Raw genomic sequence first — 26,982 nt, forward strand, 5'->3', positions numbered from 1 at the left:
CCCAGACAACGCCCGATACGAACGAACGAGGGAAGGTCCAGATGGACATCCGTGCCGCCGAGATCTCCGCCATCCTGAAGGAGCAGATCAAGAACTTCGGCCAGGAGGCCGAGGTCACCGAGGTCGGTCAGGTCCTGTCGGTCGGCGACGGCATCGCCCGCGTCTACGGCCTCGACAACGTCCAGGCCGGTGAGATGGTCGAGTTCGAGTCGGGCGTGCGCGGCATGGCCCTGAACCTCGAGCAGGACAATGTCGGCGTCGTGATCTTCGGCTCCGACCGCGAGATCAAGGAAGGCCAGACCGTCAAGCGCACCGGCGCCATCGTGGACGTGCCGGTCGGCAAGGGCCTGCTCGGCCGCGTCGTCGACGCGCTCGGCAACCCGATCGACGGCAAGGGCCCGATCGTCGCCGAGAAGCGCAGCCGCGTCGACGTGAAGGCCCCGGGCATCATCCCGCGCAAGTCGGTGCACGAGCCGATGGCGACCGGCCTCAAGGCGATCGACGCCCTGATCCCGATCGGCCGCGGCCAGCGCGAGCTGATCATCGGCGACCGCCAGACCGGCAAGACCGCCGTCGCGCTCGACACCATCCTGAACCAGAAGCCGGCCCATGCCGGCACCGACGAGAAGGCCAAGCTGTACTGCGTCTACGTCGCGGTCGGCCAGAAGCGCTCCACCGTCGCCCAGTTCGTGAAGGTGCTGGAGGATAACGGCGCCCTCGAATACTCGATCGTCATCGCGGCCACCGCCTCGGACGCGGCCCCGATGCAGTTCCTGGCGCCCTTCGCCGGCTGCGCCATGGGCGAGTATTTCCGTGATAACGGCATGCACGCCGTGATCGTGTACGACGACCTGTCGAAGCAGGCCGTGGCCTACCGCCAGATGTCGCTGCTGCTGCGCCGCCCGCCGGGCCGCGAGGCCTATCCGGGCGACGTGTTCTACCTGCACTCCCGCCTGCTCGAGCGCGCCGCCAAGATGGGCGACGCCGCCGGCAACGGCTCGCTGACCGCGCTCCCGGTCATCGAGACCCAGGCCAACGACGTCTCGGCCTACATCCCGACCAACGTGATCTCGATCACCGACGGCCAGATCTTCCTCGAGACCGACCTGTTCTACCAGGGCGTGCGCCCGGCGGTGAATGTCGGCCTCTCGGTGTCGCGCGTCGGCTCCGCCGCCCAGACCAAGGCGATGAAGTCGGTCGCCGGCAAGATCAAGGGCGAGCTGGCGCAGTACCGCGAGATGGCGGCCTTCGCGCAGTTCGGCTCGGACCTCGACGCCTCGACCCAGAAGCTGCTCAACCGCGGCGCCCGCCTGACCGAGCTCCTGAAGCAGCCGCAATTCTCGCCGCTGAAGATGGAAGAGCAGGTCGCGGTGATCTACGCCGGCGTGAACGGCTACCTCGACGCGATCCCGGTCAACCGGGTCCGCGCCTTCGAGGACGGCCTGCTCTCGACCCTGCGCACCAAGCACATGGACCTGCTCGACACGATCCGCTCCTCCAAGGAGCTGTCGGCCGAGAGCGGTGCCAAGCTGAAGGGCGTGGTCGAGTCCTTCGCCAAGTCGTTCCAGTAAGCCTCAAGGCTCGACACCAAAGGACGCTCCGATGGCGAGTCTGAAGGACCTGCGCAATCGCATCACCTCGGTGAAGGCGACCCAGAAGATCACCAAGGCGATGCAGATGGTCGCCGCCGCCAAGCTGCGCCGGGCGCAGATGGCGGCGGAGAGCGCCCGGCCCTACGCCGAGCGCATGGCGCAGGTGCTCGGCAACCTCGCCGCCAACCTGACCCCCGGGGCGGAGACGCCCCGGCTGCTCTCCGGCACCGGGCAGGACCGCACCCACCTGCTCGTCGTCTGCACGGCGGAGCGCGGCCTGTGCGGCGCGTTCAACTCCTCGATCTCGCGGCTGGCCCGCGACCATGCCCGCCGCCTGATGGCGCAGGGCAAGACGGTCAAGATCATCTGCGTCGGCAAGAAGGGCTACGACGTCCTGCGTCGCGAGTTCCGCGACCAGATCGTCGAGCTGATCGAGCTGCGCGGCGTGCGCCAGCTCGGCTTCGAGAACGCCGAGACGATCGCCCGCAACCTGCTCGGCCGCTACGACGCGGGCGAGTTCGACATCGCGACGCTGTTCTACTCGCGTTTCCGCTCGGTGATCGCCCAGATCCCGACGGCGCAGCAGATCATCCCGGCCGAGATCGCCACGACCGAGGCCGCCGCCACCGGTGCCTCGGCCGACGCGGTCTACGAGTACGAGCCGGGCGAGGGCGAGATCCTGGCGGCCCTGCTGCCGAAGAACCTCACCGTCCAGATCCTCCGGGCGCTCCTGGAAAACGCCGCCTCCGAGCAGGGCGCGCGCATGGGTGCCATGGACAGCGCCACGCGCAACGCCGGCGAGATGATCAAGAAGCAGACCTTGATCTACAACCGGACGCGCCAGGCGATGATCACTAAGGAGCTGATCGAGATCATCTCGGGCGCCGAGGCGCTCTGACCGCACGCAATCAGGGATTAGCATCATGGCGAACACTGCCACCCCCGGCGCCGGCTCGAACAAGACCGGCCACATCACCCAGGTCATCGGCGCGGTCGTCGACGTGCAGTTCGAGGGCCACCTGCCCGAGATCCTGAACGCTCTCGAGACCAAGAACAACGGCAACCGCCTCGTCCTCGAGGTCGCCATGCAGCTCGGCGAGAACACCGTGCGCTGCATCGCCATGGACACCTCCGAGGGCCTGGTCCGCGGCCAGGAGGTCACTGACACCGGCTCGCCGATCCGCGTGCCCGTCGGCGCCAACACGCTCGGCCGCATCATGAACGTCATCGGCGAGCCGATCGACGAGGCCGGCGAGATCAAGACCGAGTCGCTCCGCGCCATCCACCAGCCGGCCCCGTCCTACGCCGAGCAGTCGACCGAGGCGCAGATCCTCGTCACCGGCATCAAGGTGGTGGACCTGCTCGCTCCCTACGCCAAGGGCGGCAAGATCGGCCTGTTCGGCGGCGCCGGCGTCGGCAAGACCGTGCTGATCATGGAGCTCATCAACAACATCGCGAAGGCCCACTCGGGCTACTCGGTGTTCGCGGGCGTCGGTGAGCGCACCCGCGAGGGCAACGACCTCTACCACGAGATGATCGAGTCCAAGGTGAACATGGACCCCAAGGAGCACGGCTCCGCGGAAGGCTCCAAGTGCGCCCTGGTCTACGGCCAGATGAACGAGCCCCCGGGCGCCCGCGCCCGCGTCGCCCTGACCGGCCTCACTGTCGCGGAGCACTTCCGCGATGAGGGCCAGGACGTGCTGTTCTTCGTCGACAACATCTTCCGCTTCACCCAGGCGGGTTCGGAAGTGTCGGCGCTGCTCGGCCGCATCCCCTCGGCGGTGGGCTATCAGCCGACTCTCGCCACCGACATGGGCGCCCTGCAGGAGCGCATCACCACCACCACCAAGGGCTCGATCACCTCGGTGCAGGCGATCTACGTGCCGGCGGACGACCTGACCGACCCGGCGCCCGCCGCCTCGTTCGCCCACCTCGACGCCACGACCGTGCTGTCGCGCTCGATCGCCGAGAAGGGCATCTACCCGGCGGTGGACCCGCTCGACTCGACCTCGCGCATGCTCTCGCCGGCGATCCTCGGCGAGGAGCACTATAATGTCGCTCGCCGCGTCCAGCAGGTGCTGCAGCGCTACAAGGCGCTCCAGGACATCATCGCGATCCTGGGCATGGACGAGCTGTCCGAGGAGGACAAGCTCACCGTCGCCCGCGCCCGCAAGATCGAGCGCTTCCTGAGCCAGCCGTTCCACGTCGCCGAGATCTTCACCGGCTCGCCGGGCAAGCTCGTGGCGCTCGAGGACACCATCAAGGGCTTCAAGGGCCTGGTGGACGGCGAGTACGACAACCTCCCCGAGGCCGCCTTCTACATGGTCGGCTCGATCGAGGAGGCCAAGGAGAAGGCCCAGCGCCTCGCCGCCGCGGCCTGATCGGCAGCGACATTGTGGGCCCGGCCGCGAGGCCGGGCCTTTTCGCGCAAATCCTGTCGCGCCTGACGAAACCGGAAACGACCTGACCCCATGGCCACCTTCCAGTTCGACCTCGTCGGCCCCGAGCGGATCCTGTATTCCGGCCCTGTCGACGCCGTGCAGCTTCCGGGTTCCGAGGGCGAGATGACGGTGCTGCCCGGGCATGCGCCCGTGCTCACCACCCTCAAGACCGGCATGCTGGTGATCACCGAGAGCCCGCAGCACGGCAAGCGGGTGCTGGTGCGCGGAGGCTTCGCCGAGATCAACGCCACCTCGCTGACCGTGATCGCCGAACGCGCTACCCCGATCGAGGAGCTGACGCCCGCGATCATCGACGCCGACATCGCGGCGGCCGAGCTCCAGTACGACGCCACCGACGATTACGATCGCAAGATCGAGATCGAGGGCCAGATCGCGCAGCTGCGCGAGGCCAAGGTGGCGCTGAGCTTCTGATCCCGGATCGGACGGGTTCGCCGTTTCGAGGGGGCGGTGGAAGCCACGAGGCTTCCGCCGCCCTTTTCGCGTTCAAGGCAAGGGTTTCAAGGGCAAGGCCGCGGTGGCGACCGGGATCGGCGCGAGCCGGATCCACGGCACCCGGCCGGGTTCGAACGCGTCGCGGGCAGTCCTGCGCCACAAGGGCGGCGCATGGTCGCCGACGAGCAGGATCTCGGTGCCCGGATGGGCCAGGGCGATGCGCGACACCGCCGCGAACACATCCTGCCAGATCTCCACCATGGTGCAGACCTCGCGGTCGCCGAACGGGCTCTCCGGACGCCCGCAATCCTGCCGCTTCGTCGCCTCGTCCCGCGGCACCGGCACGTGCGAGTTCAAGGTGAGCCGGTAGACGAAGGTGGGCCCGGGCGCGGCCAGCTCGGCCTCGACCACCTCCGCCACGTCGCTGTCGCAGGGGCCTGGGAACGGACCGCCGCAGGCACGGGCGAAACGGGGCGCCAGGGCCTCGCCGAACAGGCTCTTCCGGAAGCCGGCGAGCGGGTACCACTGCGCGCGGCCGTAGAAGCCGGCATGGTAGCCGTGGACCGAGACCGTCCGGTAGCCGCGGGCGGCGAACCGCTTGGGCAGGCAGGTCGGGTCGTCCCCGGTGGACGTTTGCCCGGTGAAGACTTGGGTGAAGACTTGGGTGAAGACTTGGCGGTGCGAGCGGTAGGTGCGGCACAGTTCGCGCATCTCACCCGAGGCGGTGGCCCCGAAGAAGGCGCTGGTGCCGGTCGTGACCGTGTAGAGCCGGCGCAGGGCTGGATCGTCGAACGGCGCCGTCAGGATCCCGCGCTGGCCGGCATCGCGCAGGACGCCCAGGCTCTCGACCATCACCATCAGGACCCGGTGCGGCGGCCGGGCCTGGTCGGTGAAGGCGTCGAATCCGGAGGCGAGGCTGCCCGATTCGAACGGCTGGCCGACGCTCGCGAGCGCCCCGAAATCGTAGGCCGTGGAGCCGTTGGCCAGCCCGTCGCCGACGAGCAAAGCGGCGACCGCCGCCGCGAAGACCGGGCGGCTGCCCCGGCGCATCGCCGGGCCGGCCCGCACCAGGACGGCGAGGTAGGCGAGCGCGAGACCGACGGTCGCGGCGGCACCGGCCGCGTAAGCGGGGGTCGCCAGGAGCGTCGCCAGCGTGCCGGCATCGATCAGGTGCAGGAGGGCGTCGGGATCGAGGAAGAACATCCGGCCTATGGCGAAGGCGAGATCGAGCACCATTACCGGCAGGGCGAGCAGCGCCAGCGCCCAGCCCGGAAGCCGTCCGCCGAGGAGCGCGAGCGCCGCGTAGAGCGCGATGGCGCTCGTGCGCGCCGGCACGCCCGCGACGATGCCGGCGGCGAGCGCCAGGGCGTTCGGCAGCACGAGGCCGCCGACGAGAAGGGGCAGGTTCGGCCGGACGAGGGCCGTGGCGCGTCGGAGCGACCGCAAGGCCGCGGCGGAGGCTGCTGATCCATGACGTAGAGGCATGACGGATTTGTAGACGTTTCTCGTTAATGCAGCCTTCCGACTTGCCGATTTCTCAGGTCTAACTAACCTCTATCGAGGCCGTTTCGAGGAATTCATTGCGGCTTGACGGCAGATGTATCGATCGCGAGACGATGGGGCGCGATGGTTATGCGATGGCGGCGCCGGTCTTCCGGCGCCACAGCCTTGCGATATCCAAGGATAATAATCTCGTGGCGCGGAACGACGTCCGGCGTGGGGGATCGCTCCTCACGCCTCGTCGCGCAAAACCCGCCGGATGATCTTGCCGGTGGTGGTGAGTGGCAGATTCGGCCGGAACGCGATCTCGCGCGGGTATTCGTGGGCCGAGAGGTGCGTGCGGACGAAGGCCTGGATCTCGGCCGCGAGCGTGTCGGACGGGGCGTAGCTGGGACGCAGGACCACGAAGGCCTTGACGATCTCCGTGCGGACGGGGTCCGGCTTGCCCACCGCCGCGGCGAGCGCCACCGCCGGGTGGCGCAGCAGGCAATCCTCGATCTCGCCCGGGCCGATCCGGTAGCCCGACGAGGTGATGACGTCGTCGTCGCGGCCGACGAAGTGGACGTAGCCGTCCGGGTCCATCCGGCCCTGGTCGCCGGTGGTCATCCAGTCGCCGAGAAACTTGCGCTCCGTCGCCTCCGGGTCGTTCCAGTAGCGCAGGAACATCACCGGGTCGGGCCGGGCAACGGCGATCTGGCCGGTCTCGTCGGGCTCCGCTGGGCTGCCGTCCGGGCGGATCACCGCGACGCGGTGGCCCGGCACCGGCTTTCCGGTCGATCCCGCCCGGGCGAGCCCCAGGGCGGCGCAGGAGGCGAGAACCAGGTTGCACTCGGTCTGGCCGTAAGCCTCGTTGATGGTCAAGCCCAGCGCGTCGCGCGCCCAGTGGAACGTCTCGGGGCCTAGCATCTCGCCGGCCGAGGCGAGGGTGCGCAGGTGGCTCAGGTCGAAGCGGCCGCGCGGATCCTCGATGGTGCGCAGCATCCGCAAGGCCGTCGGCGGCACGAAGGCGTTGGCGACCGAGAGATCGGCCATCAGCCGGAACGCCTCCTCGGGCTCGAATTTTTCCGCCTTGCGCGCCACCACGGCGACGCCGTGATGCAGGCTGGGCAGCAGCGCGTTGAGGAGCCCCCCGGCCCAGGCCCAGTCGGCCGGGGTCCACATCCGGTCGCCGGCCCTTGGCATGAAGTCGTGCATCATGGAGAAGCCCGGCAGATGGCCGAGCAGCACCCGGTGGCCGTGCAAAGCCCCCTTCGGCGGGCCGGTGGTGCCGGAGGTGTAGATCATCAGGGCCGGGTCGTCGGCCCAGGTGTCGACCGGAACGAGGTCGGGCGAGGCCGCGCCTAAGAGGTCGGCGTAGCCGAGCGCGCGATCGCCGGCGCCGTCGGTCGAGACGACGAGGTCGAGCTCCGGCAGCGCGTCGCGCAAGGGTCCGAGCTTGGCGACGCCGCCCGCATGGGTCACGACCGCCCGCGCGCCGGCATCGCCGAGACGGTGGAGCAGAGCCTCCGGCCCGAACACCACGGCGAGCGGCAGCGCCACGGCGCCGAGCTTGTAGATCGCCAGATGCGCCACCACCACGGCAGGGGATTGCGGCAGCAGCACCGCCACCCGGTCGCCGGCCTGGACGCCGTGGGCGCGCAAGGCGTTGGCGAAGCGGTTCGAGGCCTCGCGCAAGGCGGCGAAGCTCCAGGCCTCCACCCGGCCGTTCGGCGCCACGTCGAGGATCGCGGTGCGCTCCGGGTCGGCGGCGGCCCAGCGGTCGCAGACGTCGACCGCGATGTTGTAGCGCTCCGGGATCCGCCAGCGGAACCCGGAGGCGAACGCCTCGTAGGAGGTCGGGGTGGTCACGCCTCGCGCGGCGGGAACCCGCCCTCGAACACGAAGTCGGACAGGGGGTGGCGGCCGTTCGGGGTCTCGCGGGCGCGGGTCTCCTCCGGCAGCGTCGCCGGGTCGGCCTTGCGGCCGACGGCGAAGGCGGCCTCGACCCGGTGGTGGGACGGCAGGTTCAGGGCGGCCGGCGCGGCCTCGTGGTCGAAGCCGGTCATGCCGTGGGCGTGCCAGCCCATCTTGACCGCCTGGAGCTGGAACAGGGCCGAGGCCGTGCCGGCATCGAAGGACGCGCTGTAGGAGGGCTTCAGCCCGTCCTTGGTGTTCATCATCCCGTTCGAGGCGATGAAGACCAGCGCTCCTGCCGTCTTCACCCAGCCCTGGTTGAACGGCACGAGAAGGTCGAACAGCGTTTCCCAGGCGGGGGTGTCGCGCAATGCGTAGACGAAGCGCCAGGGCTGCGAGTTGTAGCCCGAGGGGGCCCAGCGCGCCGCCTCGATCATCGTCATCAGCGCATCCTGCGGCACCGCCTCACCGGTGAAGGCGCGGGGCGACCAGCGCTCGAGGAAGAGCGCGTCGATCGGATGGTCGGCGGTACGAGAATTGGCGGATGTCACGGGCGTCAGGGTCTCCGTGGATGTCGCGCCGTCCTGCCAGCAAGCGCGGCGGTTGTCACGGGCCGGAGCACCGGACCGCGGGCGCGGCTGACCCGCGGAAACCTCATACCGACCCCGGTGTTGTCTTCGACACGAGCGAACGGCCGCAACAGGAGATGGATCGATGGCGAAGACGGATCAGGCGCGGCCCAGCTTGCGCGACTTCGACCCCTATACCGACCGCAACGGGCAGGACATGGGGCAGGATTCGCCCCTCGATGTCGGCGTGCCGCAGCGCACGCAAGCGGACATGGCCCACGACCCGATGGGCCAGGCCCGCGACGCCCGGGTCGCGTCCGATTTCAACCGCCTCGACGCGATCGGCGCCACCGACGGCAGCCAGGCCACCGAGGACGAGACGCCGCCGGAGAACCTGCGCCGGATCAGCGACCCTTCGACCGGCAGTTCCGCTGCGCAGAATCCCGCCACCAAGGAAGCGATCGACAGGGCGACGGCCGCGGTCGGCAAGGACGAGGGGGAGTGAGACCATGACGCGCAAGCCCGACGACGTGGTGGGCAGCCGGGGCGGTCCGGCCGCCGGCGGCGGCCACCAGACGCCCCAGCAGGAGGCGATCACCCGGCAGGAGGGTGGCGGCCGCGACGAGGCCGAGCTGAAGCGCGAATGGTCCTCGGCCGGCACGCCCGGCCGGCCGCCGGTCTCGGTCGGCGGCAGCTCCGGCGGCCATTCCGACCAAGTCGCCGCGCAAGGCCCCCGCGAGGGGAAGAAGGTCGCGGACGGCGAGTACCGGACCGAGAAGACCGGCGGCAAGGTCGATTGGTGAGGAGAACGGGATGGCGGAGCGCAAGGACGACCGGGGGCCCAAGTCTCCCCGCGACGATACGATCACCGCCGACGACCTGAAGGGCGTGGCGGCGGTGCCGCAGGACGGCGACGGCGAGGGCAACAAGTCCGGGGCCAATGCCGGGGACCGGCAGGGCGACGAGGTCGATCCGGGGGCGGGTTAGACACCGAGCCCATCTGGGCCGCCCCGAGGCGAGACGGCCGGTCGCGTCGCGGCCGGCCTGGTTTCTCACGAGGACGACGATGACGAAGCTCTTCATCGCGCGGGTGCGCGGGACGTCCGGCGATCGGCCGCTCGTGACGGTGCGCGCTGCCGCCGAGGGCGAGGCGAGGCTGTTTCTCGAAGCGGCGTATCCGGACGACGAGGTGGTCGAGGTCGCCGAGCCCGGCGACTGGGTGAGCACCTCCGACACCGGCTCGAAAACCGGAGACGTGCGCGAGCATCCCGGCGTGGCGTGGCAGGCGCCGACAACCGGCTTGAGCTAGGCTTCAGCTCGGACTGAAAACCTGCTTGGCGGACAGGCACCTCCACCGCGTACCAACCGGGGCACGGGCTTGAGCCCTACCCCACCCCCCGGCATATGGAGGCCATGTCCTCCCTGTCCGCGCCACCCCGCCTGATCCCCCGCCCGCATCAGGTCGAGGCGATCCGCGCCATCCTGTCGGCGCGGGCGGAGGGGCGGCCGGGCTTCCTCCTCGGCGACATGACCGGGCTCGGCAAGACGCTGTCGGTCTGGGGCGCCGTGGCGGCGATGCCCGAATCCACGGTGCTGATCGTCTGCCCCAAGGGGGCGATGCCGCAATGGCGGCGCACGATCCGCGATTCGGTCCTCGCCCAGAAGGACGTGACGCTCATGAACTACGAGCGCACCAAGTCCCTGCTCGCGCTCCCTGCCGCCAGCACCCGCCGCTCGGTGCGGGCGAAGAACAACGAGCTCGCCAAGCTCGGGCAGCCGAAGCGCGTCTGGCCGATCGTGGTATTCGACGAGGCCCACCGCCTGCGCAACCCGAACTCGCAGCAGGGCCAGGCCTGCCGGCGGATGGCCGAGGCCGCCGCCTTCACGATCTATGCCAGCGCCACCGCCGGGCAGGCGCCGCACGAATTGTCCTATCTCGGCGCGCTGCTCGGCCACGCCACCGGCCGCCCGGTCGAGACCATGGCCGATTTCCGCGCCCTGATGCAGCACCTGAAGATCGGCCGCGCCAAGGGGCGCTGGCAGAACTGGTCGTGGGAGCCGAACGCCCGCGACCAGACCGTGATGGCCGACCTGCTCTATCGCGGGACGCGGGCGATCGGGCTGCGGCGGCGGCCCGCCGACATCGCCGGCTGGCCCGAGGTGCAGCGGGAGCTGGCCCCCACCGCCCTCGATGCACCCTCGAAGCGCCTCTACGACGCGACCTGGCGCGAGTTCCGCCGCGAATGGGGTCTCGTCGGCGGATCGAACCGGCGCGCCGCCGGCTGGGCGGCGGATCTGCGCTTCCGTCAGAAGGCGAGCCTGATCCGGGTCGCCGGCACGCTCGACCTCGCCGAGGACCTGCTGGCGGCCGGCGAGCAGGTGGCGGTCTCGGTGGCGTTCCTGGAGACCGGCGCGGCGCTCGTCCAGGCCTTCACCGGCCGCGGCTGGCGCGCTGGCGCCATCGACGGGACGCAGAGCCCTGAGACCAACGAGGCGGTCCGGATTGCCTTCCAGCGGGGCGAGCTCGACGCGGTGGTGTTCACCGTCACCGAATCGATCTCGCTCCACCGCAACGAATTGCCCGGCGGCGAGCGCCCGCGCAGCCTGATCGTCCACGACATGCGCCACAGCGCGATCCAGCTCAGCCAGATCGAGGGCCGCTGCCACCGCGACGGCGAGCGCGCCGCGATCCTCTTCGCCTACGCGGAGGGCACCGTCGAGGAGCGGGTGGCCGCCACCGTGATCGCCCGCATGGCGGGGATGGACAGGATGGCCGGCGAGGATACCTCCCTCCTCGACGCGATTGCGCGAATCATTGACCGTGAAACCGAATAGGGAGTCCCGCCGATGGTGACGCGAGGGTTCACGGGGCGCCGTCCGGCCCGGCCGGACGCGGAGCGCCTGCCGCCGGGCCAGTACCTCACCGAGGATTTCCCGGTGCTGCAGCTCGGGCCGACGCCGAAGATCGACCTCGCGCGCTGGCGCTTCACCCTGCGGGAGGGAGCGAGGCCGCTGAAGAGCTGGAGCTGGGCCGAGTTCGATTCCCTGCCGCGCACCCGGTGGAAGGGCGACATCCACTGCGTGACCAAGTGGTCGAAGTTCGACACCGCCTGGGAGGGCGTGACGATCGACGACCTGCTCGCGGCGGCCGGGATCGAGGCGCCGACCGCCTACCTGCTGGCCGAAGGCTACGACGACTACACCACCAACCTGCCGGTGGCCGACCTGACCGGGGCCAAGGCCATGGTGGCGACCCGCTACGCCGGGGCGCCGATCCCGCCCGATCACGGGGGGCCGGCGCGGCTCCTGGTGCCGCACCTCTACTTCTGGAAGAGCGCAAAGTGGGTGAAGGGGCTCAAATTCACGAAAGTGGACGAGGCCGGGTTCTGGGAGCTGCGCGGCTACCACATGTATGGCGACCCCTGGCGCGAGCAGCGCTTCACGGGGGATTGAGGACCCGGTCTTGCCCTCCCCGTCTCATCCCACTCGCGACCTCATCCTGAGGTGCCGCGCAGCGGCCTCGAAGGAGGGCTCCAGCACTCTCGGAGACTTCTGGAGGCCTCCTTCGAGGCTCACTCCGTTCGCACCTCAGGATGAGGTCGCGAGTGGGAGAGTACCGGCCTCTGCGACGCTGTCTCTGTGCCTCGACCGTGTACCGACCGGTGGTGCTCGCCGATGGTCTTGACCTGGCAGGAGGCGCGGATCACCGCCGCCGTCCCCGAGACGCCCCGCGTGCGGCGCCTCACCCTGGCAGTCGGCTGGAGCGAGCCGTTCCGGGCCGGCCAGCACGTCGACGTGCGCCTGACCGCGCCGGACGGCTACCAGGCCCAGCGCAGCTACTCGATCGCCTCCTCGCCGACGGCCCCCGGAACGATCGATCTCCTGATCGAGCGCCTCGACGACGGCGAGGTCTCGGGCTTCTTCTCCGACGTGGCCGAGCCCGGCGACGCGATCGAGCTGCGCGGGCCGATCGGCGGTGCCTTCGTGTGGGATCCCGGCCTGGGCGGGCCGCTGCTCCTCGTCGGCGGCGGATCCGGGGTGGTGCCGCTGCTCGCCATGCTGCGCCACCGGGCGGAGGCCGCGCCGGACGTGCCGGCCCTGCTGCTCTATTCCGCCCGCACGCCCGACGAGGTGATCGCCCGCGAGGAGCTGATGCGCCGCGACGCCGAGGAGCCGGATTTCCGGCTGAGGCTCGTCCTCACCCGGGCGCCGGGCGGCCGGCGGATCGATGCGGACATCGTCGGCGCGGCGCTCGCCGCCCTCGGGACCCCGGCCTACACCTTCGTGTGCGGATCGACCCCTTTCGTCTCGGCCGCCGCCGACCTCCTGGTCGAGGCCGGCGTGCCGGCCCGCACGATCCGCACCGAGCGCTTCGGAGGATAGACCACGCGATGCAGGAAGCGACACGACACGAGATCGAAGTTCGAGAGATCACCGGCCGCACCCGCGTCTTCGCGATCCTCGCCGACCCGATCGCCCAGGTGAAGGCGCCGCAGGGGTTGAACCGCATCATGGCCGAGCGCGGGGTCGACGGGGTGATGGTGCCGCTCCACGTCGCCGCCGCCGACCTCGCGACGGTGCTGGCGGGCCTGCGGGGCGTGCAGAGCTTCGGCGGCGCGATCATCACCGTGCCGCACAAGACCGCGATCGTGCCGCTGCTCGACCAGGTCAGCGAGGCGGCGCGGCTGGTCGGGGCGGTCAACGCCGTCCGGCGCGAGGCCGACGGCCGCCTCGTCGGCGAGATCCTGGACGGGGCCGGCTTCGTCGCGGGCCTCAAGAGCGCAGGCTACGATCCGCGCGGCCGCAGCGCCTATCTCGCCGGGGCGGGCGGGGCGGCGAACGCCATCGCCTTCGCGCTGGCCGAAGCCGGGGTGAGCCGCCTCACCGTGCACAACCGCACCGCGGCGCGGGTGGAGGACCTGTTCGCGCGCCTGCGCCGCCTCGTCCCGGACCTGACTCTGACCCTCGGCACGCCCGATCCGGCGAGGCACGATCTCGTGGTCAACGCGACCTCGCTCGGTCTGCGCCCTGACGACGCCTTGCCCCTCGACCCCTCCGGGCTGACGCCCGATCAGCTCGTGGCCGAGATCATCATGCAGCCGGCCGAGACGCCGCTGCTCGCGGCCGCGGCGGCGCGGGGCTGCCGCACCCATCCGGGCTGGCCGATGCTGGAGGGCCAGCTCGCCCTGATGGCGGATTTTTTGCGGATGCGGCCGTGATCCGGTTCGGAGCTTGTTCGGCTCGCCCCATCAGGCTTCATACCCTCCGTGTCATCCCGGGGCCGCGCAGCGGAACCCGGGATCCATAACCGCTGACGGTACCGGATGAGTCGGGACGCTGGTCGCTCTATTCTGAAGCGTCAGCGGTTATGGATCCCGGGTTCTCGCCTTCGGCGAGCCCCGGGATGACACCGAGGGTGAGACATCGTCGGGAGATCATCAAACGCGCCTCACAGCCCCAGCCGCATGGCGGTGCGCAGAGGCGCCATCACCCCGTAGCCGAGGCTGTGGTGCCAGCTCGATGGGCCGCGGCGGCTGGCATCGGCCTGGAGCGCGACGGTGAGGTCGCGGGGGTTGAGGGCGGCGTGCGGTAGCCGGGTCCGCAACGCGGCGACGCAGCCGGCGGCGACCGGGCAGGCGGCGGAGGTCCCGACATCGGCCTTCCCCGGCCCGCCCGCCTCCGAGCCGAGGAAGTCGGTGTAGCTCGCGAGGTCGGGCTTGGCGTAGACCATCCCGGGAATGCCCGGCCCCTGCAGCGCGTCGCCGGACAGCCGGCCCCGCAGGGTCGCGCCGGTCACCGTGATGACGTCCGGATGGGCGTTCGCCCCCATGATGGTGGCCCGGCCGCGCGGGCCGGCCCGCCCGCCGGGCGGGGTCTGAGGCTCCGGACCGTCGTTGCCGGCCGCGAACAGGATGTCGACGCCGTAGCGGGAGAGCGCCCCGACGATCCGGTTGAACGGGTGGCCCGGATTGTCGACGTAGCGCCCGGGATGGCCGGGCGGGAAGTCCCAGCTCTCGTGGCCGAGGCCCCAGGAATTGGTGACGACGAGGGCCTTGAAGCGCGGCTTGTCCGTCCGCACGGCCGTGAGCAGGTGCGCGTAAGCCTGGAGCGCGTCGCTGAGGGAGCCGGATCCCGCCGCGGGCAGGACGGGCAGGTCGATCAGCGTCGCCTGCGGGGCGGCGATCAGGGCTCCGTAGGCGCACATCGTGCCGGGGCCGACCGGGTGATGGCCGGGCTCGACTGGGCGGGGCGGCCAGCTCACCGCGGCGTCGAGCGAGGCCGCGACGTCGCGCGCGGCCAGGTGCGCGAGGTTGATCCCGGTATCTACCACCGCGATCGCCACGCCCGCGCCGTCGAGCCGGCGCGCGGCGAGCCCGGACACGCCGAGGCGCTGCTCCACCTCCGCCCGGGTGCCGCCCGGAGCGCCGGCCGGCGCTGCGAAATGCGCGATCGGCGGGTCGGAGAAGATCGCCGCACCCTCGGTCGTCAGCGCCGCCAGCTCGGCCTCGGCGTCGATCGTCGCCCGGACGGCGTAATGCGAGGCGCCGTCGGGCGACGACACCGAGAACGGCGAGCCGGACTGACTATTCCCGAGCGGGACGGCAGAAAAACCCGTGTCGATCTCCGCCCGGGCCGGTAATCCGGTCAGCCGGCGGCCGATTCCACTGCCGCCGCTCAGCCTCATCATGGCGGAGTCGTGCAGCGCTTCCTGCGTCGGCAGGACGAGAATCACGCTCCGCTCGGGCATTGTCGTCTCCGGTCGGGATTTGTGCGGCTTTTTATAGTAATTTTGCTTTTCCGCAAGTAGTTTCCGCTGCGAGAGATGCGTTCTCTCGCCGGAGCTTCGGATGACGGTCAGCGTCCGGTCGGCACGCTGAAAATGTTCTTCCCAATTGACGGGCCGCGACGAACCGGCCGCGTCCGGCTCCGCGCCGCACGGGCTTGACCCCGGCCGCCATCCGGGCGAGGCCGGCGCCACCCGAAAAACCCCACCCGCGCGACTCAACCGGAGGACGCCGATGACCCTTCCGGCCCACCCATCCCCGCACGACGATCTGATCCGGCGCCTCGGGGAGCGTCTCGGCCCTGCCGGCCTCCTCACCGCGGAGGCCGACATGGCCCCCTTCGCGATCGACTGGCGGCGCCTGTTCCCGGGCCGCCCGGCCTGCGTGGTGCGCCCCGCCTCGACCGCCGAGGTCGCCGACGTGGTGCGGCTCTGCGCCGAGGCCGGCGCCGCCCTGGTGCCGCAGGGCGGCAATACCGGGCTCGCCGGCGGCGCGGTGCCGGACGCCTCGGGTGGGCAGGTGGTGCTGTCGCTCGCCCGCATGACCGCGATCCGCGCGGTCGATCCCGTCGGCCTGACCCTGACGGCGGAGGCCGGCTGCGTCCTCAAGATCGCGCAGGACGCCGCCGAGGCCGCCGGCCGGTTCCTGCCGGTGAGCTTCGCGGCGGAGGGCTCGGCGCTGGTCGGCGGCGTGATCGCCACCAATGCGGGCGGGATCAACGTGGTGCGCTACGGCATGACCCGCGGCCTCGTGCTGGGCCTCGAGGTGGTGCTCGCCGACGGCAGCACCGTCGACGGATTGCGGGCGCTTCGCAAGGACAATGCCGGCTACGACTGGAAGCAGCTCTTCATCGGCACCGAGGGCACGCTCGGCATCGTCACGGCGGCGGTCCTGCGCCTCGTGGCGAAGCCCCGCCACAGCGCGACGGCGCTGCTCTCCGTGCCCGATCCGGCGGCGGCGCTCCGCCTGTTCACCCTGGCTCAAGAAGAGATCGGCGACAGCATCCAGGCCTTCGAGCTGATCTCCGGCACCTCGCTCGGCCTGGTGGAGAAGCATGCGGGCCTGAAGAGCCCGGTGGGCCAGGCGGGCTGGAGCGTGCTGATCGAGGCGGCCTCGTCGCTCTCGGGGTTGCGCGAGGCGATGGAGGGCGTGCTCGGCACGGCGCTCGAGCGCGAGGACGCCCTCGACGGGGTGCTCGCCGAATCCGGACGCCAGGCCGCCGAGCTCTGGGCTTTGCGCGAGCACGTGACCGAGTGCGAGGCCCGCGAGGGCAAGAGCGTGAAGCACGACGTCTCGGTGCCGATCACCGCGATCCCCGCCTTCCTCGACGAGGCCGGAAGGGTGCTGGCGGCGGGCGCGCCGGGCACCCGCGTCAACGCCTTCGGCCATATGGGCGACGGCAACATCCACTACAACGTCCTGATCGGGCCGGACCATGCCTCGGAGGCGATCAACGGCCTCGTGCACGGGGTGGTCGACCGCTACGGCGGCAGCATCTCGGCCGAGCACGGCATCGGCCAGTACCGCGTCGCCGAGCTCGCCCGGCACCGCCATCCCGACGAGATGGCGTTGGCGCGGCGGATCAAGGCGGCGCTGGATCCGGAGGGGTTGCTGAATCCGGGGAAGGTGCTGGCGCGGGGGTAGGGAAGGCGCGCTCCTTAACCCTCCCCCCTCTGCGGGGAAGGGTGGCGAGCGGAGCGAGCGCAGCGGGACGAAGTCCCGCCGAGAGGGGCAGCACGATGCGGTGGCGCCCGTCATCATGGTCGCGACCGCTTCGGAAGCGTGGTTCCCCTCTCCCGCCCCACTCCGTGGGGCACCCTCCCCCGCAGAGGGGGAGGGTTCGACTGCGCGGCGAGCCCGGTCCATAACCAACGACAAGAACGAACACCGGGGAGGACCATGGACGCGTTCGACGTCGTCATCGTCGGCGGGGGCACCGCGGGCTGCGTGCTGGCCAACCGCCTGAGCGCGGATCCCCGCACGCGCGTGCTGCTGCTCGAGGCGGGCGGGGAGGGGACCGGGTTCTGGGTTGGCATCCCGGCGGGCTTCCCAAAACTCCTCACCGGCGCCGCCTTCAACTGGCGCTTCGCCACCGAGCCGGAGCCGAACACCCACGCGCGCACCATCGTGGTGCCCCGCGGCAAGGGGCTCGGCGGCTCGACGCTGATCAACGGCATGATCTTCGTGCGCGGCCAGCCGCAGGATTTCGACACCTGGGCCCAGAGCGGCAACCGCGGCTGGAGCTGGCAGGACGTCCTGCCCTATTTCCGCAAGCTGGAGCGTTTCGAGGGCGGCGACCCGGAGCTTCGCGGCCGCGACGGTCCCCTCCACGTCACCCGGGTCGGGGTGAGGAACCCCCTCGCCGACGCCTTCATCCGGGCCGGGACCGAGGCCGGCTTTCCTGAAAACCCCGACTATAACGGCGCCTCGCAGGAGGGTTTCGGGTATTATCAGGCCAACCAGCGCAACGGCCGGCGCTGGAGCGCCCGGGACGCCTACCTGCAGCCGACCCGCCGGCGCCCGAACCTGACGGTGCGCACGAACGCCCAGGTCCTGCGCCTCGACCTCGACGGCAATCGCGTCACCGGCGTCACCTACCGGCGCGGGGGCCGTGAGGAGCGGGTCAGCGCGCGGGCCGAGGTGATCCTGGCGGCGGGCGCCGTGCAGTCGCCGCACCTGCTCGAACTCTCCGGCATCGGCCGGCCGGAGGTGCTGGCGGCGGCGGGAATCCCGGTCCGCCACGCCCTGCCGGGGGTCGGCGAGAATTATCGCGATCACTACGCCACCCGGATGAACTGGCGCGTCAAGCTGCCGGTGACCCTCAACGAGGCGACCCGCGGCTGGCGCCTCGGCCTCGCGGTCGGGCAGTATTTCCTGACCCGCCGCGGCATCCTCACCCTCGGCACCGGCCTCGCCCACGGCTTCGTGCGCACCCGGCCCGACCTCGCCGGGCCCGACGTGCAGTACTTCTTCATGCATGCGAGCTACGCCAACGCCGCCGACCGCACCCTCGACCGCGAGCCCGGCATGACGATCGGCGTGACGCAGTTGCGGCCCGAATCCCGCGGCACCATCCACGCGGTCTCGGGCGATCCCCTCCGCCCCCCGGCGATCCGCCCGAACTTCCTCAGCCAGCGCAGCGACCAGGAGGCCCTGATCGAGGGCATGCGCATCGCCCGCCGGGTGATCGACCAGCCCGCGATGGACCCCTACCGCGCCCACGAGCTCAACCCCGGCGCGGGCGTGCAATCGGACGACGAGTGGCTCGATTTCGCCCGCCGCAACGGCCAGACGATCTACCACCCGGTCGGGACCTGCAGCATGGGGCAGGGCCCCGACGCGGTGGTGGACGAGCGCCTGCGGGTGCGCGGCCTGGAGGGCCTGCGGGTGATCGACGCCAGCGTGATGCCGACCGAGGTCTCGGCCAACACCCAGGCCGCCGTGATGATGATCGCCGAGAAGGGGGCGGACCTGATACGGGAGGATGGCCGCTGAGAGGATCCGAGATGCGCACCCTTCCGATCGAGCCGATCACCGCGGAGGCCTTCGCGCCGTACGGCACGCTGCTGGTCGGCCCGGCGGCCGGTCCGCGCCAGGACCGGGCGGCCGAGATCGAGAACGGGCGGCCGGGCGTCCCCCTCAACCTCGCGCTGATCCGCAGCGAGCCCTTCGCCGGTTCGATGCCCCTGCGGCGGCTCGAACGGCACCCGCACTCGGCGCAGAGCTTCCTGCCGCTCGCCGTCGGCGCGTACCTAGTGGTGGTGGCGCCCGATGCCGGCGGGCGGCCGGACGAGGCGGCCCTGCGCGCCTTCCAGGTGCCGGGCGATACGGGAATCGTCTATCGCAGCGGCGCGTGGCACGCCCACATGACCACGCTGTCGGCGCCCGGCACCTTCGCGATGCTGGTACACGAGGACGGCAGCGCGGAGGATTGCGTGTTCGCACCGATCGATCCGGTTGAATTGGCGGCGTAGAGTCGTCTCGCTGGATGCTTGTTCGATGAATAGAGTATCCAACCCGCACCCTCATCCTGAGGTGTCAGTCGATCGAAGATCGACTGACCTCGAAGGAGGCCTCCAGAAGTCTCGGAGCTCTCTGGAGACCTCCTTCGAGGCCGCTGCGCGGCACCTCAGGATGAGGTCGTGGGTAGGAGAGAAATGTCTCGCATTTCTAGCCAAACGGATCCTCAATTGACCGACGGCTCGTCGAGCCGGAACGCGAAGGTCGCGGTGTAGACGTCCTCGTCGGCGAGCGTCGGGGTGGCGGAGGGGCTCACCGTCTGGGTCACCGTGAGCACCTGGCTGCCGGCCTTGCGGATCGGCACCGTGGCGACGCCCTCCGGGTCGGTGGTGTAGGCCGGCACGCCGGCCCGCTCCGGCTCCATGCCGCTGTCGCCGTAATAGAGGTCGGCCCCCGGCAGCGGCGCGCCGCGAAACAGCACCCGCACCCGGATCGCCCCCGCGGTCGGACCCGGGACCTCGACCGGCACGATCTCCAGGGTGTGGCCGACCACCCGCAGCCACGGCGCGCCGGGGCCGAAGGCGGCCTTGGCGTATTTCACCGACCAGCGGCCCTCGCGGGCCTCCGTCACCAGGCGCCGGCTGGCGTTGAGGCGGGTGCCGTCGCGAAGCGTCGTCCAGTACCCGGCATCGTAGGTCGCCGCGACCAGGGTGCGGCCGGGCTTCGTGCCGAGCGGCGCCAGCAGGGCCGGCGGCACGTCCGGCGGGGCGGGCTTGAGGCCGGCGCGCAAATCCGTGCGCCCGTCCTGCGTCAGGGCGACGAGGTCGATGAGCTGCGGCGCGCGCGGCGCCTCGCGCTTCGAGGCGTGGCCGTAATTGACTCGGACCTGCGGGACCTGATCGACGGTGCTGAGGGTCAGCCACAGCTCGTGCGCGGCGCCGGGCCGCGAGGCCCCGAGGACGAGGGCGGCGGCCAGGGCGGTGCGGAGCAGGGGCTGCATCGGTCGTCGGTCTCCATCGGGCGGCGCCGGACGGCGCCTCGCGTGAGGGGCGAGGCACGAAGCGGGCCCGCGGCGGCAAGGCATCATAACCCATCCGGCGGCAAACCGATCCACGCGAACCGATCCACGGCGGGGAGCCCGGAGACCGGAACTCCCGCGCCGGCGTGGGTCAGCCCGGCTTGGCCTGCTGCCCCCGGCCGGCCTGGCGCAGTCCGTTCGCCAGGTAGGACAGGGCCACCGCCCCGGCAACCGCCGCGCCCACCATCCCGAATGCCATCGCGATCCGCGCCATCCCGGTCCTTCCTCCGGGGCGAGCCCGGAAAAGTCAGCTTCTTCAAGCGTTAGCTCTTGGAATGGGGCGAACGGGCGGCATCTTCGGCGGTTCCGCCGGCTGCCGCGAGGGCGAGCGCGCGCAGGCGCGCCTTGGCGGCCGCGTCGGTCGGGCAGCCTTCCGCGAGCCAGGCCCGCCGCGCCGCCGCGAGGCCCCGGCCGAGGGCGCGGCCGGGGGGAGCGCCCGCCGCGACGAGCGCCGCGCCGGTGACCGGCAGGACCGGCACCGGCTCGGCGCCGGCGGCGAACCGCGCGAGCGCCTCGCCCGCCTCCGGCGTCAGCGCCGGCCGCGTCTCGCCGGTCAGCACCAGGGCGGCGTCGGACAAAGCCCCGGCCCCGTGCACGGCCACGAGGCGCCGCACATCCGCTGGCGTCAGGGGTTCGAGCGCCCCGTGCAGGGCGGCCTCCGCGCCCGCGAACGCGATGAGCCGCGCGTGCTCGGCCTTCGACAGGCGCAGGGTCTCCCGCAGGCGCTCGGCATCGGCGGATGAGCGCACAGCCAGGGCGGCGAGGCGGCGCACCGGATCGGCCTCGACCCCGACCTCGACCTCTGCGGCGGCGAGCCGGGCGAGGCGGCCGAGATCGCCGACCCCGCCGATCAGCCGCTGCAGCAGGCCGGTCTGCGACAGGATCGCCGTGACGGCGGGCGCCCCGGGGGCGACGAGGAGCTTCAGGATCTCCCCCCGCACCCGCTCGCGGGAGAGCTGCGCCAGCCCGTCCCGAGCCTCGACCGCGGCGGCGAGCCCCTCCGGGTCGGGGGCGCCGGCGCCGTAGCGGGCGTGGAAGCGGAAGAAGCGCAGGACCCGCAGGTAATCCTCGCGGATGCGCTGACGGGCCTCGCCGATGAAGCGCACCCGGGCTGCCGCCAAGTCGTCGAGGCCCCCGACCGTGTCGTGGACGCGCCCGTCGGGCGTGACCGAGAGGGCGTTGACGGTGAAGTCGCGCCGGGCCGCGTCACGGGAGAAGTCGCGGCCGAAGCGCACCACGGCGTGGCGCCCGTCGGTCTCGATGTCCTCGCGCAGGGTCGTCACCTCGAACGGCTCGCCCTCCGCCACCACCGTGACGGTGCCGTGGGCGATGCCGGTCGGCACGGGTTTCAGGCCCGCCGCACCCGCGCGCGCGACCACCGCCTCGGGCAGGAGCGTGGTGGCGAGGTCGATATCGGCGACCGGGCGGCCGAGCAGCGCGTCGCGCACCGCGCCGCCGACGAGGCGGGTCTCCTCGCCCGGGGCGTCGAGGGCGGCGAGCACGCGGGCGAGGCGCGGCCGCGCCAGCACGCGCCGCAGGGCGGCCTCGTCGAGGGCCGTGCTCACCGGAACTGCCCGGGCACCACCCGGCCGTTCTCGATATGGGTCGGCACGAAGCCGTCCCGGTGCCGCTCGGCGGTGAGCGCCACTACCACGAACGACAGGATGACCAGGGCGGCGCCCGCGATGGCGAGCCGCGCGGCGTGGTCGCTCCAGTGGACCCAGCGCAAGGGGCTGCGCTGGCGTAAGGTCAGCCACACCGCGAAGACCGCGAAGGGGAGCAGGAACAGCAGGACGTCGTCGATCAGCGCGCGGGCCATGAGGTCCTATCGGGGCGGAGGTTCTACCGGGGTGTCGGCTCGTCCGCGTCGCGGAGCCGGTCGTAGAGGTTGCGCACGATGCCGGCGGTCACCCCCCAGATGTAACGCTCGCCGAAGGGGATCGCGTAGTAGCGCCGCTGGCGCCCGCGCCATTCCCGGCTGTGCAGGGCGTGGTTGGCCACATCCATCAGGAAGGCGAGCGGCACCTCGAAGGCGTCGGCCACCTCGTGCGGGTTGAGCGTGAGAGTGGCGTCCGGTGCCACCAGCCCGACCACCGGCGTCACCAGGAAGCCGGTGCCCGATAGGTAGGGGTCGAGGTAGCCGAGCGGCGTCACCGCCGCGGGATCGAGCCCGATCTCTTCTTGCGCCTCCCGCAGGGCCGCGGCGAGCGGCGAGGGGTCGCTAGAATCGATCTTGCCGCCCGGGAAGGCGACTTGGCCTGAATGGTCGCGCAGATGCGCCGAGCGCAGGGTGAACAGCACCGACACGCCGTCGTCGCGCGGCACCACCGGCACCAGCACTGCGGCGAGCCGCGGCGGGCGCGCGAGCGCCGCCTCCAGCACGTCGGGCTCGAGGTCGTGGTCGCCCCTCGGATTCGAGGTCGAATCGTGCGGGCCCGGCGGCTCGGGCCGCAGGCGCGCGCGGGCGCGCTCCAGGAAGGCGTCGAGGGCGGTGGACGCGACGAGATCGGTCACGACAGCTCGGCCGCCCCGATTTCGGCGGATTTGGCGATGCGGTGGAAGCGTCCGCCGGCAGCGAGGCCGAACCAGGTCTCGCCTGTCTCCTCGCGCTCCTCGCACAGCTCCACGAGATCGTAGGCCAGCGCCCGGGTGAGGCGGGCCCACAGGCCGTGGCGCACGGCGATATAGGGCTTGAACCCGCCCTCCGGGTCGCGCTCGAACCGCAGGGGATGGGCGTCGTCGAGGGGGACGACGTCGTCGAGGTTGGTGCGGAAGGCGATGGCGCGGGCCTCGCCCTCGCCCTCCACCGCCATCTCGACCGCCAGGAAGGCCGCGTCCTCGACCTCGATCCCGACCCGCTCCACCGGCGTCACCAGGACGGTGCGCCCGTCGGGGTCGCGGCGCAGGATGGTGGAGAACAGCCGGACCAGGGCCGGCCGGGTGATCGGGCTGCCGTTGTAGTGCCATGTCCCGTCGGCGGCGATGCGCATCGGGATCTCGCCGCAATAGTCCGGGTTCCAGCGCTCGACCGGCGGCGGCCCGCGCCGCGCGCCCTCCGCGCCCAGGGAAGCGGTCAGTCGTTCGAGAACCCCACCGGGCGGGGTGCCGTTCGGATCGTGCGTCATCCCGCTCTAAATAGCGGATCGGGACGGATTGTGCAGGCACGCCGGTGCGAGGCCGGGACATGGCGCCGCCGGCCGGCCTGTTCACGGCCGTCCAGGGTTCCCTGGCGCCTCGGTGCACGGCCGGTGCGCCGGTGCGCGGCAGGTGGGCCGGATGTCCCGCCTGCACTGGCATTCGTGGCCGGCGGAGCAACCTGCGATCGATGCAGGGCAGATACAATATCACTTGCCGTAGATGTTATTGGTGATTTATAAGAATAATATCCTATTTTGAGTCGGCTTCACGATAGTATAAGGTTTTTATTCCTTTGTATAACTCCTGTAATGTTGCATCTAAGACATAATATTAGCTATTTATTCATGTATTTGCGCCTAAAATCATTGCAAAATAGGACAAAATGTTTATGTTTCGCGTCGTTACAGGTCGTGTCGGCTGTTTCGTCCGCAGTCGACAGGGAGGCGTCGCCCTCGCTTTCGCGTTCCTCGCCCCCGTCATCCTCGGTTGCGTCGGCATCGGTGTCGATTACGCGACCTGGCTGCTCCGCAAGCAGAAGCTCCAGAACCTCGTCGACGTGACAGCGCTCGCGGTCGTCTCCGACATGCAGGTCGGCGGCTTCGACAAGGGCCGGGCCTGGGCCGTGGCGAAGGGCCAGACGGAGAGCTTGGCGCAGACCAAGATCCGCGACGAATGGATCAATCTCGCGATCGAGCCCGTCTATCGCCGAAGTCATGCGGACGATCCCTTCGCGGTCGCACTGGTCAACGAGCGCGATCAGGCGCCGACCGGCGTTAGGCTGACCATGACGCAGCGAAAGCATGCGATTATGACGAAGCTCGTCGCGCCCTACCTGACCGAGATCGTCGTCCGGGCGACGGCCGAGATCGTCGGCACGTCCAAGGTGTGCATCGTGGCGCTGGACGGGCAGTCTGCGCAGAGCATCGGCCTGAACGACGACGCCCAGATCGCCGCGACCGGCTGCTCCGTCTACGCGATGTCCGCATCCGCCGCCGCGATCGATGCGCGCGGCGCCTCGAAGCTGAGCGCGATGAAATCCTGCGCGGTCGGCGGCTATGCCGGGCCCTCGCAGCACTACCAGCCTGTGCCGATTACGGGTTGCCCGGCCATCAAGGACCCACTCGTCGGCCGCGTCGCGCCGCCCACGGGCGGTTGTGACCACAACGACATGCAAGTGGACAAGCAACAGGGAGGCGGAACCGTCGTCCTGGATCCCGGAATTTATTGCGGCGGTCTCGCCCTGACGTCGGGGGCGAATGTCAAGCTCAATCCCGGTGTTTATGTTATGAAGAACGGCCCTCTCGTGGTCGGGTCGGACGCTTGGACAAGCGGGTCAAGGCGTCGTAAGTACGTCCCTTGTCTTTGCTATCATAGCCGTGTTTCAGAAAGAATTAAGTCTCTCCTGCGCTGCCCGACCTCGCCAACGTGGCTGCCGCCGGCTTCGCTGAGTGGTGACGGCGTCGGCTTCTACTTCACCGGCACGGTCGATCCCGAGGAGGACGGCATTGCCCGCCCAATTCAGTTCATGCCGCGCTCGAGTGTGTCGCTCAGCGCCCCGACGGACCGCGCGATGGCGGGTCTGCTGTTCTTCGAGGATCGCGCGTCCCCGGCGAACCGGGTGTTCGAGGTCATGAGCGACAACGCCCGCCGTCTCGTCGGCACGATCTACCTGCCGCGCGGGACCTTCGTGGTTTCCGCCAACCAGGTCGTCGCCGACCAGTCGGAGTATACGGCGATCGTGGTGCACAGGCTCGCGCTGTCGCAGGCGCCGCATCTCGTCGTCAACGCGAATTACGGGGCGAGCAAAGTGCCGGTACCGAAAGGGATCGGGCCGACGAGCGCCTACCCGACGCTCACCAATTGAGGCACCCCCGACGTGCCGGTGCCGGCCCGGACCGCGCCTGACGCGGACCGGCCACGTCAGGCCGGCCCGAAATCCGGCCGGCGGCGCAGGATCTTCCACACGCCAGTCGCGGTGGCGACGATGCCGCGGTCGCAGACCGCGTCGCCGCGCAGGAAGACCAGGCTCGCCGTGCGCTGCACCACCTGGGGCGTCATCGTGATCGTCTCGCCGATCCGTCCGGCCGAGACGAACTGCATCTCGAACTGCACCGTGACGCAATTCGCGCCCCCGGCGGCCCGCATGGCGGCGAAACCCAGCGCCCGGTCGGCGAAGGTCATCATCATGCCGCCCTGCACCACGCCGATCAGGTTGGCGTGCTTGGGCTCGGCCCGGAACGCGAAGCTTACCGCCTCGCCGTCCTCGCGCAGCAGGACCGGGCCGACCAGGGAGAGGAAGCCCGGATCGTCGAAGGGGCGCCAGCCGGCCGGGTCGGAATCGGGGGAGGTCATGGGGCCTCGGAGGGTGAGAACGCTGGACAGCGCGGCCGCGGCCGTGCCTCAAGACATCTACAAGAAAAATCCCGCGGGAGGGGCCCAGTGACGGAACGGACATCGGAAGCGCGCGTGCGCGCCAGCTTCGACAAGCAGGGCCTGATGCGTACCCTCGGGGCCACGCTCGAAGCGGTGGCCCCCGGCGCGGTCGAGATCGCGCTCGTGCCCGGGCCGGCGGTGTCGCAGCAGCACGGCTTCGTCCATGCGGGGGCGGTGGGCGCCATCGCCGACAGCGCGGCGGGCTACGCCGCCCTGACCCTGATGCCGCCCGGTGCCGGGGTGCTGACGGCGGAGTTCAAGATCAACCTGCTCGCGCCGGCGGCCGGCCGCCGCATCCTGGCGCGGGGCCGGGTCGTCAAGGCAGGCCGCACCCTGACGCTGGCGCAGGCCGAGGTCTTTTCGGAGAGCGAGGGCGGCGAGAAACTCGTCGCGCTCCTCACCGCCACCCTGATGGCCGTCCAGGGGCGGGACGGCGTCGGCGATTGAGCGCATCTCGAACGAAGCTCCCGCGGCGCCGGAGCTGCGGGAGCTTCGTTCGCGAGACACCGCGGCGGGCCCCGGCGGACGCCGCCGGGGCCGCGCCCGGACCTACTTCTTGGTCTCGAGATAGGCGATCAGGTCGGCGACCTTCTTGTCGTCGGTGATGCCGGCGAAGATCATCTTGGTGCCCGGCACCTTGGCCTTCGGGTTGTGGATGTAGTCCCGGAACGTGGCCTCGTCCCAGGTCAGGCCGGAATTCTTCATCGCGGCCGAGTAGTTGTAGCCCTCGTGGGTGCCGGCCTTGCGGCCGATGACGCCCGTGAGGTCCGGGCCGACGCCGTTCTTGCCGAAGGCGTGGCAGGCCTTGCAGGGCGCGAAGACCTTCTCGCCGGCGGCCGCGTCGCCCGCGCTCTGGGCCTGGGCGGCGAAGGGCAGGAGCGCCGCCAGGGCGGCACCGAGGATGAGCTGACGCATGAGGTTCCCTCCAAACGGACGTCGTTCGCGACCGGCCAAGGGGATATGGCCCAGCCTGCAGATTGGTACAGTTAAAAACGCCGACGGTTCGCGCCGGGTCCCATGCGACGAAAAGAAGCTCTGCCGCGTTCGCGCGCAATCGGACCAAGGTGCGGGGCAACCCCTCGCACGGGCGCGGGATGGGCGCGGTCCCTCGCCTCCGGTATGATGGGACACCAAGGACCG

At 70.9% G+C, this 26,982-nt stretch carries 28 protein-coding genes; 17 read left to right on the top strand and 11 right to left on the bottom strand.

Going from position 1 to position 26,982, the window contains the following annotated elements:
* Positions 1–41: 41 nt before the first annotated feature.
* The 4 genes from atpA to atpC all read left to right on the top strand — a co-directional run bounded on the left by atpA (position 42) and on the right by atpC (position 4,465).
* Positions 42–1,571 (top strand): F0F1 ATP synthase subunit alpha, encoded by a 1,530-nt coding sequence (gene atpA / locus ABZT49_RS19395; RefSeq protein WP_355288118.1) that lies wholly within the window; start codon positions 42–44, stop codon positions 1,569–1,571.
* Between the two features lie 31 nt (positions 1,572–1,602).
* Positions 1,603–2,490: a F0F1 ATP synthase subunit gamma gene (locus ABZT49_RS19400; protein ID WP_355288120.1), complete on the top strand. Its 888-nt coding sequence runs from the start codon at positions 1,603–1,605 to the stop codon at positions 2,488–2,490.
* A 25-nt stretch (positions 2,491–2,515) separates the two neighbouring features.
* The gene (gene atpD, locus ABZT49_RS19405; protein WP_355288122.1) at positions 2,516–3,973 is read left to right on the top strand and encodes a F0F1 ATP synthase subunit beta; all 1,458 of its coding nucleotides are present in this window, start codon (positions 2,516–2,518) and stop codon (positions 3,971–3,973) included.
* A 90-nt stretch (positions 3,974–4,063) separates the two neighbouring features.
* A complete protein-coding gene (atpC, locus tag ABZT49_RS19410) occupies positions 4,064–4,465 on the top strand; it encodes an ATP synthase F1 subunit epsilon (RefSeq protein ID WP_355288124.1) in 402 nt (133 codons plus the stop codon).
* A 72-nt stretch (positions 4,466–4,537) separates the two neighbouring features.
* On the opposite strand, the gene ABZT49_RS19415 is transcribed toward atpC, so the two are convergent.
* The 3 genes from ABZT49_RS19415 to ABZT49_RS19425 all read right to left on the bottom strand — a co-directional run bounded on the left by ABZT49_RS19415 (position 4,538) and on the right by ABZT49_RS19425 (position 8,430).
* Positions 4,538–5,932 carry a sulfatase-like hydrolase/transferase gene (locus ABZT49_RS19415; RefSeq protein ID WP_355288126.1) on the bottom strand — a complete coding sequence of 465 codons (1,395 nt, stop codon included), beginning with the start codon at positions 5,930–5,932 and terminating at the stop codon, positions 4,538–4,540.
* Between the two features lie 285 nt (positions 5,933–6,217).
* Complete coding sequence (locus tag ABZT49_RS19420) at positions 6,218–7,834, bottom strand: AMP-binding protein (RefSeq protein ID WP_355288128.1); 1,617 nt, start codon at positions 7,832–7,834, stop codon at positions 6,218–6,220.
* The gene (locus ABZT49_RS19425; protein WP_355288130.1) at positions 7,831–8,430 is read right to left on the bottom strand and encodes a nitroreductase family protein; all 600 of its coding nucleotides are present in this window, start codon (positions 8,428–8,430) and stop codon (positions 7,831–7,833) included. The genes ABZT49_RS19420 and ABZT49_RS19425 overlap by 4 nt, the downstream gene beginning before the upstream one ends.
* Positions 8,431–8,593: 163 nt before the next feature.
* Between ABZT49_RS19425 and ABZT49_RS19430 the strand changes: the two genes are divergently transcribed.
* From ABZT49_RS19430 to ABZT49_RS19465, 8 genes are all read left to right on the top strand, one after another.
* Complete coding sequence (locus ABZT49_RS19430) at positions 8,594–8,953, top strand: hypothetical protein (RefSeq protein ID WP_355288132.1); 360 nt, start codon at positions 8,594–8,596, stop codon at positions 8,951–8,953.
* Between the two features lie 4 nt (positions 8,954–8,957).
* The gene (locus ABZT49_RS19435; protein ID WP_355288134.1) at positions 8,958–9,251 is read left to right on the top strand and encodes a hypothetical protein; all 294 of its coding nucleotides are present in this window, start codon (positions 8,958–8,960) and stop codon (positions 9,249–9,251) included.
* A gap of 10 nt (positions 9,252–9,261) precedes the next feature.
* Complete coding sequence (locus ABZT49_RS19440) at positions 9,262–9,435, top strand: hypothetical protein (RefSeq protein WP_355288136.1); 174 nt, start codon at positions 9,262–9,264, stop codon at positions 9,433–9,435.
* 79 nt (positions 9,436–9,514) lie between these two features.
* Positions 9,515–9,757: a hypothetical protein gene (locus ABZT49_RS19445; protein WP_355288138.1), complete on the top strand. Its 243-nt coding sequence runs from the start codon at positions 9,515–9,517 to the stop codon at positions 9,755–9,757.
* Between the two features lie 104 nt (positions 9,758–9,861).
* On the top strand, positions 9,862–11,283 hold the full coding sequence (locus ABZT49_RS19450; RefSeq protein WP_355288140.1) for an SNF2-related protein: 1,422 nt from the start codon (positions 9,862–9,864) through the stop codon (positions 11,281–11,283).
* A gap of 12 nt (positions 11,284–11,295) precedes the next feature.
* A complete protein-coding gene (locus tag ABZT49_RS19455) occupies positions 11,296–11,901 on the top strand; it encodes a sulfite oxidase-like oxidoreductase (RefSeq protein WP_355288142.1) in 606 nt (201 codons plus the stop codon).
* Between the two features lie 222 nt (positions 11,902–12,123).
* Entirely contained in the window at positions 12,124–12,831 is a 708-nt protein-coding gene (locus ABZT49_RS19460; RefSeq protein ID WP_355288144.1) for an FAD-binding oxidoreductase, read from the top strand.
* Between the two features lie 8 nt (positions 12,832–12,839).
* Entirely contained in the window at positions 12,840–13,667 is an 828-nt protein-coding gene (locus ABZT49_RS19465; RefSeq protein WP_355288146.1) for a shikimate dehydrogenase, read from the top strand.
* Between the two features lie 230 nt (positions 13,668–13,897).
* Here ABZT49_RS19465 and ABZT49_RS19470 read toward each other — a convergent pair whose 3' ends face one another.
* Positions 13,898–15,196 (bottom strand): S8 family serine peptidase, encoded by a 1,299-nt coding sequence (locus tag ABZT49_RS19470; RefSeq protein WP_355288148.1) that lies wholly within the window; start codon positions 15,194–15,196, stop codon positions 13,898–13,900.
* 271 nt (positions 15,197–15,467) lie between these two features.
* On the opposite strand from ABZT49_RS19470, the gene ABZT49_RS19475 reads away from it, so the two are divergent.
* The 3 genes from ABZT49_RS19475 (at position 15,468) to ABZT49_RS19485 (ending at position 19,207) form a co-directional block, all read left to right on the top strand.
* Complete coding sequence (locus ABZT49_RS19475; protein ID WP_355288150.1) at positions 15,468–16,877, top strand: FAD-binding oxidoreductase; 1,410 nt, start codon at positions 15,468–15,470, stop codon at positions 16,875–16,877.
* Positions 16,878–17,132: 255 nt separating this feature from the next.
* Positions 17,133–18,728 carry a choline dehydrogenase gene (locus tag ABZT49_RS19480; protein WP_355288152.1) on the top strand — a complete coding sequence of 532 codons (1,596 nt, stop codon included), beginning with the start codon at positions 17,133–17,135 and terminating at the stop codon, positions 18,726–18,728.
* An 11-nt stretch (positions 18,729–18,739) separates the two neighbouring features.
* Positions 18,740–19,207 (top strand): ureidoglycolate lyase, encoded by a 468-nt coding sequence (locus tag ABZT49_RS19485; RefSeq protein WP_355288154.1) that lies wholly within the window; start codon positions 18,740–18,742, stop codon positions 19,205–19,207.
* 212 nt (positions 19,208–19,419) lie between these two features.
* On the opposite strand, the gene ABZT49_RS19490 is transcribed toward ABZT49_RS19485, so the two are convergent.
* The 5 genes from ABZT49_RS19490 to ABZT49_RS19510 form a co-directional block, all read right to left on the bottom strand.
* Entirely contained in the window at positions 19,420–20,193 is a 774-nt protein-coding gene (locus ABZT49_RS19490; protein WP_093567682.1) for a DUF4198 domain-containing protein, read from the bottom strand.
* 341 nt (positions 20,194–20,534) lie between these two features.
* On the bottom strand, positions 20,535–21,836 hold the full coding sequence (locus ABZT49_RS19495; protein ID WP_355288156.1) for a CCA tRNA nucleotidyltransferase: 1,302 nt from the start codon (positions 21,834–21,836) through the stop codon (positions 20,535–20,537).
* Positions 21,833–22,090 carry a DUF6111 family protein gene (locus ABZT49_RS19500; protein WP_093567680.1) on the bottom strand — a complete coding sequence of 86 codons (258 nt, stop codon included), beginning with the start codon at positions 22,088–22,090 and terminating at the stop codon, positions 21,833–21,835. Before ABZT49_RS19500 ends, ABZT49_RS19495 begins: the two co-directional genes overlap by 4 nt.
* A 23-nt stretch (positions 22,091–22,113) precedes the next feature.
* Entirely contained in the window at positions 22,114–22,785 is a 672-nt protein-coding gene (locus ABZT49_RS19505; RefSeq protein ID WP_355288158.1) for a CoA pyrophosphatase, read from the bottom strand.
* Positions 22,782–23,396: a DUF1285 domain-containing protein gene (locus ABZT49_RS19510; protein WP_355288160.1), complete on the bottom strand. Its 615-nt coding sequence runs from the start codon at positions 23,394–23,396 to the stop codon at positions 22,782–22,784. Before ABZT49_RS19510 ends, ABZT49_RS19505 begins: the two co-directional genes overlap by 4 nt.
* Positions 23,397–23,797: 401 nt before the next feature.
* Here ABZT49_RS19510 and ABZT49_RS19515 point away from each other — a divergent pair, with 401 nt between their 5' ends.
* The gene (locus ABZT49_RS19515) at positions 23,798–25,273 is read left to right on the top strand and encodes a TadE/TadG family type IV pilus assembly protein (protein WP_355288162.1); all 1,476 of its coding nucleotides are present in this window, start codon (positions 23,798–23,800) and stop codon (positions 25,271–25,273) included.
* Between the two features lie 56 nt (positions 25,274–25,329).
* Here ABZT49_RS19515 and ABZT49_RS19520 read toward each other — a convergent pair whose 3' ends face one another.
* Positions 25,330–25,761 (bottom strand): PaaI family thioesterase, encoded by a 432-nt coding sequence (locus ABZT49_RS19520; RefSeq protein WP_355288163.1) that lies wholly within the window; start codon positions 25,759–25,761, stop codon positions 25,330–25,332.
* A 144-nt stretch (positions 25,762–25,905) separates the two neighbouring features.
* On the opposite strand from ABZT49_RS19520, the gene ABZT49_RS19525 reads away from it, so the two are divergent.
* The gene (locus ABZT49_RS19525; protein ID WP_355288211.1) at positions 25,906–26,289 is read left to right on the top strand and encodes a PaaI family thioesterase; all 384 of its coding nucleotides are present in this window, start codon (positions 25,906–25,908) and stop codon (positions 26,287–26,289) included.
* Between the two features lie 102 nt (positions 26,290–26,391).
* Here ABZT49_RS19525 and ABZT49_RS19530 read toward each other — a convergent pair whose 3' ends face one another.
* Positions 26,392–26,757, bottom strand: a complete 366-nt coding sequence (locus ABZT49_RS19530) for a cytochrome c family protein (RefSeq protein ID WP_093567675.1) — start codon at positions 26,755–26,757, stop codon at positions 26,392–26,394.
* Positions 26,758–26,982 lie beyond the last annotated feature (225 nt).

Source organism: Methylobacterium sp. EM32 (genome assembly GCF_040593685.1).
In the GTDB taxonomy this organism is placed as follows: Bacteria; Pseudomonadota; Alphaproteobacteria; order Rhizobiales; family Beijerinckiaceae; genus Methylobacterium.

Bases quoted from the DNA above. Each gene is read 5' to 3' on its own strand.
- ABZT49_RS19465 (WP_355288146.1), top strand. From the start codon at position 12,840: ATGCAGGAAGCGACACGACACGAGATCGAAGTTCGAGAGATCACCGGC.
- atpD (WP_355288122.1), top strand. From the start codon at position 2,516: ATGGCGAACACTGCCACCCCCGGCGCCGGCTCGAACAAGACCGGCCAC.
- ABZT49_RS19435 (WP_355288134.1), top strand. From the start codon at position 8,958: ATGACGCGCAAGCCCGACGACGTGGTGGGCAGCCGGGGCGGTCCGGCC.
- ABZT49_RS19510 (WP_355288160.1), bottom strand. From the start codon at position 23,396: ATGACGCACGATCCGAACGGCACCCCGCCCGGTGGGGTTCTCGAACGA.
- ABZT49_RS19445 (WP_355288138.1), top strand. From the start codon at position 9,515: ATGACGAAGCTCTTCATCGCGCGGGTGCGCGGGACGTCCGGCGATCGG.
- ABZT49_RS19455 (WP_355288142.1), top strand. From the start codon at position 11,296: ATGGTGACGCGAGGGTTCACGGGGCGCCGTCCGGCCCGGCCGGACGCG.
- ABZT49_RS19530 (WP_093567675.1), bottom strand. From the start codon at position 26,757: ATGCGTCAGCTCATCCTCGGTGCCGCCCTGGCGGCGCTCCTGCCCTTC.
- ABZT49_RS19400 (WP_355288120.1), top strand. From the start codon at position 1,603: ATGGCGAGTCTGAAGGACCTGCGCAATCGCATCACCTCGGTGAAGGCG.
- ABZT49_RS19460 (WP_355288144.1), top strand. From the start codon at position 12,124: ATGGTCTTGACCTGGCAGGAGGCGCGGATCACCGCCGCCGTCCCCGAG.
- ABZT49_RS19515 (WP_355288162.1), top strand. From the start codon at position 23,798: ATGTTTCGCGTCGTTACAGGTCGTGTCGGCTGTTTCGTCCGCAGTCGA.
- ABZT49_RS19520 (WP_355288163.1), bottom strand. From the start codon at position 25,761: ATGACCTCCCCCGATTCCGACCCGGCCGGCTGGCGCCCCTTCGACGAT.
- ABZT49_RS19475 (WP_355288150.1), top strand. From the start codon at position 15,468: ATGACCCTTCCGGCCCACCCATCCCCGCACGACGATCTGATCCGGCGC.
- ABZT49_RS19430 (WP_355288132.1), top strand. From the start codon at position 8,594: ATGGCGAAGACGGATCAGGCGCGGCCCAGCTTGCGCGACTTCGACCCC.
- atpA (WP_355288118.1), top strand. From the start codon at position 42: ATGGACATCCGTGCCGCCGAGATCTCCGCCATCCTGAAGGAGCAGATC.
- ABZT49_RS19525 (WP_355288211.1), top strand. From the start codon at position 25,906: ATGCGTACCCTCGGGGCCACGCTCGAAGCGGTGGCCCCCGGCGCGGTC.
- ABZT49_RS19440 (WP_355288136.1), top strand. From the start codon at position 9,262: ATGGCGGAGCGCAAGGACGACCGGGGGCCCAAGTCTCCCCGCGACGAT.
- ABZT49_RS19480 (WP_355288152.1), top strand. From the start codon at position 17,133: ATGGACGCGTTCGACGTCGTCATCGTCGGCGGGGGCACCGCGGGCTGC.
- ABZT49_RS19470 (WP_355288148.1), bottom strand. From the start codon at position 15,196: ATGCCCGAGCGGAGCGTGATTCTCGTCCTGCCGACGCAGGAAGCGCTG.
- ABZT49_RS19500 (WP_093567680.1), bottom strand. From the start codon at position 22,090: ATGGCCCGCGCGCTGATCGACGACGTCCTGCTGTTCCTGCTCCCCTTC.
- ABZT49_RS19450 (WP_355288140.1), top strand. From the start codon at position 9,862: ATGTCCTCCCTGTCCGCGCCACCCCGCCTGATCCCCCGCCCGCATCAG.
- ABZT49_RS19485 (WP_355288154.1), top strand. From the start codon at position 18,740: ATGCGCACCCTTCCGATCGAGCCGATCACCGCGGAGGCCTTCGCGCCG.
- ABZT49_RS19490 (WP_093567682.1), bottom strand. From the start codon at position 20,193: ATGCAGCCCCTGCTCCGCACCGCCCTGGCCGCCGCCCTCGTCCTCGGG.
- atpC (WP_355288124.1), top strand. From the start codon at position 4,064: ATGGCCACCTTCCAGTTCGACCTCGTCGGCCCCGAGCGGATCCTGTAT.